General features: G+C 50.5%; 9 protein-coding genes. 4 read left to right on the top strand and 5 right to left on the bottom strand.

The window, feature by feature from the left end; genetic code table 11:
• Positions 1-164: 164 nt before the first annotated feature.
• The 3 genes from uspF to nifJ form a co-directional block, all read right to left on the bottom strand.
• Positions 165-599 (bottom strand): universal stress protein UspF, encoded by a 435-nt coding sequence (uspF, locus tag HVY19_RS10395; RefSeq protein ID WP_181680533.1) that lies wholly within the window; start codon positions 597-599, stop codon positions 165-167.
• A gap of 188 nt (positions 600-787) precedes the next feature.
• Positions 788-1903, bottom strand: a complete 1116-nt coding sequence (ompC, locus tag HVY19_RS10390) for a porin OmpC (RefSeq protein ID WP_181680532.1) — start codon at positions 1901-1903, stop codon at positions 788-790.
• Between the two features lie 363 nt (positions 1904-2266).
• The gene (gene nifJ / locus HVY19_RS10385; protein WP_181680531.1) at positions 2267-5791 is read right to left on the bottom strand and encodes a pyruvate:ferredoxin (flavodoxin) oxidoreductase; all 3525 of its coding nucleotides are present in this window, start codon (positions 5789-5791) and stop codon (positions 2267-2269) included.
• A 601-nt stretch (positions 5792-6392) separates the two neighbouring features.
• Between nifJ and HVY19_RS10380 the strand changes: the two genes are divergently transcribed.
• Both HVY19_RS10380 and HVY19_RS10375 read left to right on the top strand, forming a co-directional pair.
• Positions 6393-6920 carry an NlpC/P60 family protein gene (locus HVY19_RS10380; protein ID WP_249419070.1) on the top strand — a complete coding sequence of 176 codons (528 nt, stop codon included), beginning with the start codon at positions 6393-6395 and terminating at the stop codon, positions 6918-6920.
• 137 nt (positions 6921-7057) lie between these two features.
• Positions 7058-7330, top strand: a complete 273-nt coding sequence (locus tag HVY19_RS10375; protein WP_181680530.1) for a DUF333 domain-containing protein — start codon at positions 7058-7060, stop codon at positions 7328-7330.
• Between the two features lie 7 nt (positions 7331-7337).
• Here HVY19_RS10375 and hslJ read toward each other — a convergent pair whose 3' ends face one another.
• Positions 7338-7760 carry a heat shock protein HslJ gene (gene hslJ / locus HVY19_RS10370; RefSeq protein ID WP_181680529.1) on the bottom strand — a complete coding sequence of 141 codons (423 nt, stop codon included), beginning with the start codon at positions 7758-7760 and terminating at the stop codon, positions 7338-7340.
• Positions 7761-7867: 107 nt separating this feature from the next.
• Positions 7868-8857: a 2-hydroxyacid dehydrogenase gene (locus tag HVY19_RS10365; RefSeq protein ID WP_181680528.1), complete on the bottom strand. Its 990-nt coding sequence runs from the start codon at positions 8855-8857 to the stop codon at positions 7868-7870.
• Positions 8858-9054: 197 nt separating this feature from the next.
• On the opposite strand from HVY19_RS10365, the gene HVY19_RS10360 reads away from it, so the two are divergent.
• Complete coding sequence (locus HVY19_RS10360) at positions 9055-11694, top strand: YdbH family protein (protein WP_181680527.1); 2640 nt, start codon at positions 9055-9057, stop codon at positions 11692-11694.
• Positions 11691-11873 carry a YnbE family lipoprotein gene (locus tag HVY19_RS10355; protein ID WP_181680526.1) on the top strand — a complete coding sequence of 61 codons (183 nt, stop codon included), beginning with the start codon at positions 11691-11693 and terminating at the stop codon, positions 11871-11873. Before HVY19_RS10360 ends, HVY19_RS10355 begins: the two co-directional genes overlap by 4 nt.
• Positions 11874-11915 lie beyond the last annotated feature (42 nt).

The raw sequence follows: 11915 nt of genomic DNA, 5'->3' as shown, positions 1-11915 counted from the left end.
ATCACGGCGGAGAGACCGGCAAAGCTGTCTGATATAAAAACTGTGGTGCGTATGGTACGGATAAGCGAGAAAAATGTCAGCACATTTAGATGCAAATCGTAGACGTTATAGGCAGGGGCGCGGCGGGAAAATAAAAGCCCGCAATGTGATGCGGGCCAGGAAAATCAGCGAACAACCAGAACGGAGCACTCTGCATGACGCACCACGGCGGCGGCGTTGGAGCCCAGTAGATAGGTGGTGATATCCGGACGATGCGAGGAAATAATAATCATATCAGCCGGTAATGTTTTTGCGATCTCCAGAATTTTATCTTTTGGAGAGCCTTCCGCGATATGCAGTTGCACCCGGTCAGAGGGAATATCAAATTTCTTGATGATCTCTTCCAGTTGAGACGTAATTTCGGCTTTCAGATTGTCCATGGTGGGTAACTCTGCGGCATAGGCCAGCCCCAGTGAAGCATAATAGGGCAGAGACGGAATGACAGTCATAAAATGAACCTGTGCGTCGTCAATCTTTGCCTCAGCTTCGACATGAGAAATTACCCGTTGAGTTAATTCTGAATCTGAAATATCAATGGGTACAAGAATCGTTCTGCTCATAAAACCTCCTGTTTTAGTAACCATATAAAGTGTAACGCTTTAACGTACTTAATGTACATTGAAAATAATTAGCGCTTTGCATGATTTTTAATAGATTCAGGTTCGTACTGTGGAGCAGGAAGGGCGTGATGGCGAGAAGGGCCAGTTGTGATGATGAAATACCCGCCGCTTCCGGCGGGTAATCGAACTTAGAACTGGTAGACCAGACCCAGTGCGACAACATCATCCGTGCCGATGCTGTTATTGCTGTAGAAGCTATCGTCTTCATCCAGCAGGTTGATTTTGTAATCTACATAGGTGGACATGTTTTTGTTGAAGTAGTAGGTCATGCCGACATCGGCATATTTCACCAGATCCTGATCCTGACCACCGGCTAAATCTTTACCTTTAGACATCAGGAAAGAAACCGCCGGGCGGAGGCCGAAGTCGAACTGGTACTGCGCAGTCACTTCGAAGTTCTGGGTTTTGTTGGCAATCGTATTAGCGCTATTGCCATACGGGGTCATGTTGCGGGTTTCGGAATACATGGTCGCCAGGTAGATATTGTTGGCATCGTATTTCGCACCGACAGTCCACGCGTCCGCTTTGTCGCCGCCTGCAGTCGAGTGGTTAACCTGCTGATTAGTACGATCGGAAGAGGTATATGCACCACCGAGAGTGAAGCCCAAACCTAAGTCATATGCGGTGGAGATACCGAAACCGTCGCCATTGGAGTTTTTCAGGTTACGATCGCCGCCGTTGCCAGTGCCTTCCTGCTCGTCACCGGCCTGGTTTTCGTTCGCGCCCTGATACTGCAATGCGAAGTTCAGACCGTTAACCAGACCAAAGAAATCGGTATTACGGTAGGTGGCAACGCCGTTAGCGCGGCCGGTCATGAAGTTATCTGCTTTGGTGTAAGAGTCGCCACCGAATTCAGGTAGCATATCAGTCCAGCCTTCTACGTCGTACAGAACGCCGTAGTTACGACCGTAGTCGAACGAACCGTAATCACCGAATTTCAGACCGGCGAAGGCCAGACGAGTCCAGGAATTGTTGCCATCGGATTCGGTATTGTTGGCCTGGACGTTATATTCCCACTGACCATACCCGATTAACCGATCGTTAATTTGCGTTTCGCCTTTAAAACCCAGACGGACATAAGACATGTCGCCGTCTGAATTGGCGTCATCGGAGAAGTAATGCAGACCGTCAACTTTGCCGTAGAGATCTAATTTATTGCCATCTTTATTGTAAACTTCTGCGGCGTGTGCTGCGCCAGCAGCTAACAGGGCAGGAACAAGGAGTGCCAGTACTTTTCTTTTCATCGAAATAATCCTTATAGTTTTTAATTCACCTGTGGCTCCCTCTGTAGGGGAGTAAAAGCATGCTAAAGGAGAAGTTCCGTAAAGAGATAAGTATCTATTGTTACGTCTTAAGTAAAACCTTAATAAAATAATTCCACAGAAACAGTGATAAGTTCAATGAATATATTAATGGGAGGATATATAAAATAAAAATTATACAAGTGAATTTCGATCGGATATTCTGCGCAGGTTATATGCCTTTATTGTCAACGTTTTTATTGATGGCCATTGCGATACATTTGATTAGCCAGCAAGTAAATTGACAAGCCCGAACGGATGTTCGGGCTTTTTTTTATCTGCCAGATTGCGTCTTAAACTGACCTGCTAATCGGCACTACTTTTTTCCGCTTTTCCTGCCATTTGTGCCAGGAAGTCATAGCGTTTTTGTAAATCTGCCGCCGCGTCTTTCCATAACTGTTCCGCGACCTCGGGTTGTTGTGCATTGAGCCGGCGGAAACGCTGTTCGTTCAGCAACGTCTCAGCCAGGGCGTCTGATGGTGGGCGAGAATCCAGCGCCAACGGCAGTTTACCTTCTTCTGCACGGCGTGGATCGAAGCGATAAAGCGGCCAGAAGCCAGTCGCTGTTAATTGACGCATCTGATCGTGACTTAGCGCCAGGTCGTAGCCGTGTTCCTCACAGGGGCTGTAAGCAATAATTAACGACGGGCCCGGATACGCTTCCGCTTCCTGAATCGCCTTAACCGTTTGGTTCAGTTGCGCACCCAGAGAGATCTGCGCCACATAAACATGCCCGTACATCATCATGCTCACGCCAAGATCCTTACGCGCTTTACGTTTCCCGTGCTCACCAAATTTGGTAACCGCGCCCAGCGGCGTCGCTTTCGACGCCTGACCGCCGGTGTTGGAGTAGCACTGGGTATCCAGCACCAGAATGTTGACGTTCTCCGTCAGGCTGAGTACATGGTCCAGACCACCAAAGCCAATATCATAAGCCCATCCGTCGCCGCCAATCAGCCAGATAGATTTCTCAACCAGCGCATCGGCATCGGTTAACAACGCCTGTGCGCCTTTGACGTCTTTCAACTGCTGGCGAAGGGCATTAACCTGCTCGCGCCGCACGTCAGGTGTTGCCGTTGCGTGCAACGCTTCATACAGTTCTGGCGATATCTGCGCGGCAAATTGTTCCAACAGACGCATAACTCTCGCGCGGTGTTGGTCGACCGTCAGACGGAAACCCAGACCGAATTCGGCATTGTCCTCAAACAGGGAGTTCGCCCATGCGGGACCACGGCCATTGGCGTCGGTGGTGTAAGGCGTTGAGGGCAGGTTGCCGCCGTAAATCGACGAGCACCCGGTGGCGTTGGCAATCAACATACGGTCGCCATACAGCTGGGTTAATAACTTGATATACGGTGTCTCACCGCAGCCGGAGCAGGCGCCAGAGTATTCAAACAACGGCGTGATTAGCTGGGATGTGCGAATGTCGATGCGCTCCAGTTTGCTGCGGTCAATCTCCGGCAGATTGAGGAAGAAGTCATAGTTCACTTTTTCTTCTTCAACGTGTTCAAGGCGCGACATCATATTGATGGCCTTGATCTCCGGATCCTGGCGATCTTTCGCCGGACAGACTTCTACGCACAAATTGCAACCCGTGCAGTCTTCTGGCGCGACCTGCAAAATATATTTCTGTCCGCGCATATCGCGTGATTTTACGTCCAGCGAATGCAGGCTCGTAGGGGCATTTTCCATCGCTTCAGGGGAAACCACTTTTGCGCGAATAGCCGAATGCGGACAGGCCGCGACACAATGGTTACATTGCGTACAGAGCTCTTCTTTCCAGATGGGGATCGCTTCGGCAATGTTGCGTTTTTCCCAACGCGTCGTGCCCATCGGCCAGGTCCCGTCCGGCGGAAGCGCGGAAACGGGCAGGGCATCACCAAGACCGGCCAGCATCGCTGCCGTTACGGTTTTGACGAAATCCGGCGCAGCGTCAGACACCACCGGCGGTCGGTTGGCGCTATGCGGGTCAACGGGCTGGAGGACAACTTCAGCAACAGACTCGCGCGCCAGCGCTAATGCCTGCCAGTTACGTTCAACCAGGTCCTGACCTTTGCTACTGTAGCTTTTGGCAATCGCGCCCTGAAGTTCTGCCAGCGCGCTGTCGCCAGGCAAGATCTTCGTCAGGTGGAAAAAGGCCATTTGCATAACGGTGTTAATTCGCGCTGCCAGACCACATTCACGGGCAATTTTGGCAGCGTTAATAACATAGAAACGTGCCTGCTTCTGGTTTAACACCGCCTGCACTTCTTGTGGCAGACGCGCCCACACTTCCTCGGCATTGTAGGGGGTATTTAGCAGGAATATCCCACCGGGCTTCAGTCGTTCCGCCATCTGATACTTGTCGATAAACTGCAACTGATGGCAACCGACAAAATCGGCCTGAGAAATCAGATAAGCTGAACGGATCGGTTGTTCACTTACGCGCAGGTGTGAAACCGTTAACCCACCCGCCTTTTTCGAATCGTAAACGAAATAACCTTGCGCATACCATGGTGTCGAGTTGCCTATAATCTTGATATTGTTTTTGGTCGCGGACACGCTGCCGTCGCTACCCAGACCATAAAATAGCGCTTCAAGTTTGGCCGTTGCTGGCAAACTGTTTTCCGGCAGCGGGAGAGAGAGGTTAGTGACATCATCGTAAATACCGACGGTAAAGCGCGGCTTAGGTTTACTGCTTCGCAGTTCATCAAATACGGCCAGAACACACTCCGGGCCAAATTCTTTCGACGAAAGGCCATAGCGTCCGCCAATCACGCGCGGTAACGTCTCGCGTTCGCCGTTGTTGAACGCTTCTGCCAGCGCGGTCATAACATCAAGATAGAGGGGTTCTGCCTGCGCGCCTGGTTCTTTGGTGCGATCCAGGACGGCGATAGATTTGGCAGTTTCGGGCAACGCTTGCAGCAGGTGTTTCGCCGAGAAGGGGCGGAACAGTCGCACTTTTAAGACACCCACTTTTTCGCCGCGAGTCAGCAGTTCGTCAATCACTTCTTCACAGGTGCCGATGGCGGAGCCCATCAAAATAACGACGCGTTCGGCCTGCGGATGGCCGTAATACTCAAAGGGCTGATATTGGCGACCGGTCGCTGCCGCAAAGTCCGCCATTGCTCGTTCAACGTGGTCATATACGGCGTTGTACCACGGGTTTGTCGCTTCACGTGACTGGAAGTAAGTGTCCGGGTTTGCGGAAGTACCGCGAATGACCGGATGTTCTGGATTGAGCGCCCGCGCTCGATGGGCGTCTATTTCGCGCTGAGGTAACAGGCTGAGAAGAGTGTCATCTGCCAGCGGGACGATTTTGTTGATTTCGTGGGAGGTGCGAAAGCCGTCGAAAAAGTGAATAAAGGGAACCCGGCTTTTCAGCGTCGCAATATGTGATATAAGGGCAAAATCCTGCGCTTCCTGCACGCTTGCCGCGCAAAGCATCGCGCACCCCGTCTGACGAATGGCCATGACGTCGGAATGATCGCCAAAAATAGAAAGTGCATGAGTTGCCACGGTGCGCGCCGCCACGTGCAAAACAAACGGGGTTAATTGCCCCGCCAGCTTATACAGTGTGGGGATCATGAGCAGCAATCCCTGTGAGGACGTGAAGGAAGTGGCGAGCGCACCGGTTTGTAAGGCACCGTGCACGGTTGCGATTGCCCCAGCTTCTGACTGCATTTCGACAACGCGCGGTATGTCACCCCAGACATTTTTCAGACCATTGCCCGCCCAGGCGTCCGCTTGTTCAGCCATCGTTGAACTGGGCGTAATAGGGTAGATGGCGATAACCTCACTGGTACGAAACGCTACCGACGCGACTGCACCATTACCGTCAATTGTAATCATACGACACCTTTACATTGCGCAAATTAAAGACGCATCCAAACCCTTAGCGTCCTGATAGTTATATTCCTAGTATAGGACTTTCCTGTAATTCCTAGAAGTTAAGGCGTAAACGAGTGCACAAATTGACACACGGTCGATGTAAAAGAGCACATTGTTTATTGCAGAACAGGAATTTTTATTATGACCAGAGCGCTGAATAATAAACCTGTCGTCCTCAAAGAAGGGGATGTAATAAAAAGTCTGATTTTCTCCAACTTAAATTTAACAGTTATTAACATATAAACAATATCGTAACTGGTTGTAGCGTACGCGACGTTGCCGGGTTTTTGTCTGCCTTATGAAAAGGATAGCGTCTTCAGAGGGACGATAAGGTCTTAATAAGACCATTTCATTTTGAATGATTATGGAATTTTCCTACACTGGCGGCAGTTGAGAACACAGACATTCTTCTGACTTCTCATATTAATAATCGTATGGCCCTATAACGTAAAGGTAGGGCACAAGCGATATCACAGTTCCTATAGATCTTATTTATCTGGCGATAAATCATTTTCGTGCGCAAAAAAGTATGGATGTTTTTATTTAAATAGTGGTTTTTATTATGTTTCGTATGATTGTTCTTGCATTACTTTTAACGGCTTCGTTTTCTTCTTTCGCTTTCGTAAAAATACCGGGACAAGATTGGGGATTTTCGACGTTGTCTTATATTGATTCACCTGAGGGGGACTTCTCATCTGCACCCATTCAGAATAAAAAAGGCCAGTTAAAGCGTCGCATTATGAATGAATTCGCACTGTGGAAAGGCACAGATTACCGTTGGGGGGGAGATAGCCTTAAGGGCATTGATTGTTCCGCCTTTACGCGCAGAATTATTGCCTCGGTAATTCATAAACATTTGCCGCGAACCGCACTGGAACAGCGTCGTACAGGCCATCTGGTCAGCCAGGATAACCTCAAACCTGGAGATTTGGTCTTCTTCGAAACGAAGCCGAACGTTCACCATGTTGGCGTGTTTATTGGTAATGATAAATTTATTCATGCTTCGAGTTCCCAGGGGGTGACGTCGTCTCATCTCTCTAATCGCTACTGGCAGGAACACTACGTCACGGCCCGTAGAGTCAGCGCCTGACAGGTGTTTGATCAAAAAGAAATCAGAAAATGCCGTATTTACCGCATAAATGCGCGCATTGCCTCTCGACGTGAATCATTCAGATGCCTATTATTTAGGTCGATTCGTTTAGCTTAAAGATAATGAGGGGAAATACAATGCGCGCAGCGTTTTGGGTAGGGTGTGCCGCGTTATTGCTGTCGGCCTGTAGCAGTAATGATGAACCTGTTCAGCAAGCGACGGCAGCACATGTTGCGCCGGGGATGAAAGCGGCAATGACCAGTGCCGGAGAAGCTAATTGCGCCATGATTGGCGGTTCTCTGTCCGTCGCCCGTCAACTGGATGGCTCAGCCATTGGTATGTGCGCGCTTCCCAACGGCAAACGATGCAGTGAACACTCTCTTGCTGCGGGAAGCTGTGGCAACTATTGATTATCGACTACTGGACTAAATCGGCGAGCTTATAACTCAACGAATGTTCCGCCGTTGCCAGGGTAAGTTGATTGGCCGTCAGATCGACCTGTGCTCCCTGTTTAAGCATCGTACTGAGCGTGTTGTCCAGCTCACCGATCTGCGGGTTCGCGCACATCATGCGCGTCATTGCTAACTCTTTGGCTTTGAGTTCGCCGTCGGACAAGGTGGCCTGACCGTTAAACCGATTACACATTTTCCCCGAGATATGTAGCTTTTCGCCAAAACTCAGCTCAAAAGGCTGCGCCGACTGTGGAACAGGCTTTCCATCTACACTTTCCAGAACAAAGCGGTGATGCTGCAATTGCTCACGGCTGACGGACATTTTTCCATTACTGACACAACCCGCCACCAGCAGGCTCAGTGCGACCAGCGCAACGCTTTTCTTCATGATCATTCTCTAACATAGTGACAAAATAACGACGACAGAATATCGATCTTACCGAATTTGGCTTTGGGGAAAATCTTAAATACCCTCCCGTGCGGGAGGGTAGTCAGTCAGAAAAGCGCGTTCGGGCAACTTTCACCGTTCGCTAGCTGACGCAAATTTTGCAGCGTCGTTTCAGAGATACTGGTTAACGCTTCGGCGGTGAGGAACGCCTGATGCCCGGTAAACAGGACGTTGTGGCAGGCTGACAGGCGACGGAAAACGTCATCCTGAATCACGTCATTGGATTTATCTTCAAAGAACAGATCACGTTCATTCTCATACACATCCATACCCAGCGAACCAATTTTCTGATTTTTCAGGGCTTCAATCGCCGCTTGCGAATCAATTAATGCACCACGACTGGTGTTAATGACCATCACACCGTTTTTCATTTGCTCAAACGCGGCATGATTCAGTAGGTGATAGTTCTCTGGCGTCAGCGGGCAGTGCAGCGAAATCACGTCAGATTCTGCAAACAGCGTTGGCAGATCAACATATTCCACGCCGAGATCCAGCGCCGCTGCGCTTGGATAGGGATCAAACGCCAGCAGACGCATGCCAAAACCTTTCAGAATGCGCAATGCAGCAACACCGATTTTACCCGTACCAATCACGCCCGCCGTTTTTCCATGCATGGTAAAACCGGTCAAGCCTTCAAGAGAGAAGTTGGCATCGCGGGTACGCTGATAAGCACGGTGAATACGGCGGTTCAGGGTCATCATCATTCCCACGGCGTGTTCAGCAACGGCTTCCGGGGAGTAGGCCGGTACACGAACCACCTGCAAGCCCAACTCTTTTGCGGCATCCAGATCGACGTTGTTAAAACCCGCGCAGCGAAGCGCAATATATTTAACGCCCTGTTTTTTCAATTCTTCCAGCACAGGGCGGCTGCCATCATCGTTTACAAAGATACAGACCGCTTCACAGCCGTGGGCGGTTTTTGCTGTCTTTTCAGTCAGCAGAAAGTCAAAGAAGTCGAGCTCAAAACCAAAAGTCTCGTTAACCTGTTGCAGGTACTTTTTGTCGTACTGCTTGGTGCTGTATACGGCGAGTTTCATAAGACTTTCTCCAGTGATGGGGAATCAAACTTATCGAATTAAAAATATTCTACAAAACTTAAAATATTATTTAAAGCAATACGTATTATGAATAATTTTAGAGCATCTATGCTTGATCTGGGCATGATACGTCAAACATGCCACAATAGTGGCCTAAATTGGCTTAAAATTTCGCTAAATCAGGATATTGACTGCCCATGAAGGGTAAATATAAAGCCGTTCTGGCGCTTCTTCTGCTCATTATCCTTGTTCCCCTGACGTTGGTCATGACGCTGGGGTTATGGGTTCCAAAACTGGCTGGCATCTGGCTGCCGGTGGGGACTCGTATCGCACTGGATGAGAGTCCCCGACTGACGCGTAACGGTTTGCATATCCCTGAGCTGAAATACCTGGTTGGCGATTGCCAACTGGCGCGGGTCAGCCAGGCACAGCTATCGCATCCCAGCCGCTGGTTGCTTAATATTGGCACTCTGGAGCTCGATTCTGCCTGTCTGGCAAAGTTACCCCAAACCGAAGCCTCTCCCGCCGCGCCCCGTACCCTCGCAGAGTGGCAGTCCATGTTGCCCAATACCTGGCTCAATATAGACAATGTGGTGCTTGCTCCCTGGCGGGTATGGCAGGGGAAGCTAAATATTTCCCTGACGCCGGCATTGCAGGAAGTGCGCTATCAGGGTGAGAAGGTGAAATTTCAGGGCAAATTGCGTGGGCAGCTTTTGTCCGTGAGTCAACTGGACGTCTCGGCCTTTGAAGATCAACCGCCAATCAAACTGGTGGGAGAATTCACACTGCCGCTGGTTCCGGATGGCTTGCCTGTCAATGGTCGCACCGTTGCGACACTCAACCTTCCGCAAGAACCGTCGCTGGTGGATGCCGAACTGGAATGGCGTGAAAATGCCGGGCAACTGATTGTCATGGCGCGGGATAACCCAGAGCCACTACTCGATCTGCCATGGGAAATCACCTCCCAACAGTTAACCATCAGCGATGGCCGCTGGACATGGCCCTATGAAGGATTCCCGCTAAGTGGCCGTCTCGGCATTAAGGTCGAAAACTGGCAGCAAGGCACCGAGAATGCCACGATCAGCGGACGTATGAACGTACTGACACAAGGGGAGGCGGGCAAGGGAAATGCGGTGCTCACCTTTGGGCCAGGAAAACTCAGTATGGACAACAGCGCCATGCCGCTCCAGTTGATAGGTGAAGCTAAACAGGATGATTTGATTTTCTATGCGAAGCTACCCGCGCAACTGAGCGGGAGTCTTTCCGATCCTGTGCTGGCGTTTGAGCCCGGTTCGCTGCTGCGTTCCCGCGGTCGGGTGATCGACGCATTAGATATTGATGAAATTCGCTGGCCTTTAGCGGGCGTGAAGGTCACACAGCGTGGCATTGACGGTCGATTGCAGGCCATTCTGCGCGCCCATGAAAATCAAATGGGTGATTTTGTTTTGCATCTTGATGGCATCGCTAACGATTTTCTCCCTGACGCCGGGCGCTGGCGCTGGCGCTACTGGGGCGAAGGTACCTTTACGCCTATGCATGCCAGTTGGGATGTCGCGGGTAGAGGGGAATGGCACGACAGCACTATTACGCTGACTGAACTTTCTACCGGTTTTGACCAACTACAGTACGGCACGATGACGGTCGAAACACCGCGGTTGATCCTGGACGAACCGGTAGTATGGGTACGCGACGTGGCGCATCCGCAGTTTAGCGGTGCATTATCCCTTGATGCCGGTAAAACTCTTTTTACGGGCGGCAGTGTCTTACCAGCATCTACCCTGAAATTCAGCGTCGAAGGCAGTGAGCCTACATTTTTTCAGTTCAAAGGCGATCTCCATGCCGGCGAAATTGGCCCTGTACGCGTGAATGGCCGCTGGGACGGCATCCGGTTGCGTGGACAAGCCTGGTGGCCAAAGCAGTCTCTGGATGTGTTCCAGCCACTGGTACCGCCTGACTGGAAAATGAAGCTGCGAGACGGTGAGCTCTATGCGCAGGTCGCTTTCTCCGCCGCTGCAGATCAGGGATTCGAGGCTGGCGGACACGGCGTACTAAAAGGCGGCAGCGCCTGGATGCCGGATAACCGCATCAATGGCGTCGATTTTATTCTTCCATTCCGATTCAGTGCAGGAACATGGCAACTCGGCACTCGCGGGCCGGTGTCGCTACGTATTGCGGAGATCGTTAATCAGGTCACGGCGACCAATATCTCCGCCGACCTGGAGGGACAGTACCCCTGGAGTGATGAACATCCGCTGTTACTGGCAAATGTGAGTGTCGATGTTCTCAGCGGCAAGGTCAGTATGCTGCAATTACGTATGCCGCAGCGCGATCCTGCCCTGGTTCGGGTACAAAATATCTCGTCTAGCGAACTGATTAGTGCGGTAAATCCTAAGCAATTCACGATGTCCGGCCCCGTCAGCGGAGCATTACCGCTGTGGCTAAATAATGATGAATGGATCATCAAAGACGGCTGGTTAACCAACCCAGGGACCATGACCTTACGCATTGATAAAGACACCGCCGATGCGGTGGTGAAAGACAACATGGCGGCTGGCGCGGCTATCAACTGGTTGCGCTATATTGAGATCGCCCATTCATGGACGAAAATTAATCTGGACAAGCAGGGCGTCATGACGATGCAGTCAGCAATAACCGGAAATAGCCGGGTGGATGGCAAAGTGGGCACGGTCAAACTGAATTACACCCATGAAGAGAATCTCTTTACGCTGTGGCGCAGTTTGCGTTTCGGCGATAATTTACAGGCATGGCTTGAACAGAATATCGCGCTGTCAGAAAAACATTGCCTGAATGGCAAGGAATGTGAGGAAAAACAATGAGAAATATGGCTATCTGGCTGTCGCTAATCCCGCTGGGATTATTATCAGGCTGTACGCCCCGCATCGAAGTTGCCGCGCCGAAGGAGCCTATTACTATCAACATGAACGTGAAAATTGATCATGAAATCCAGATCAAAACGGATAAAGACGTTGAGAAGTTGATTAAATCCGATCTTTAGCCTTTTTTCAGTTCAGTTTTGCCAGCGCAAGAGTTGCAACAA

Source organism: Citrobacter sp. RHB25-C09, assembly GCF_013836145.1.
Classification (GTDB): Bacteria; Pseudomonadota; Gammaproteobacteria; order Enterobacterales; family Enterobacteriaceae; genus Citrobacter_A.
This window is presented reverse-complemented; position numbering and strand designations above follow the sequence as displayed.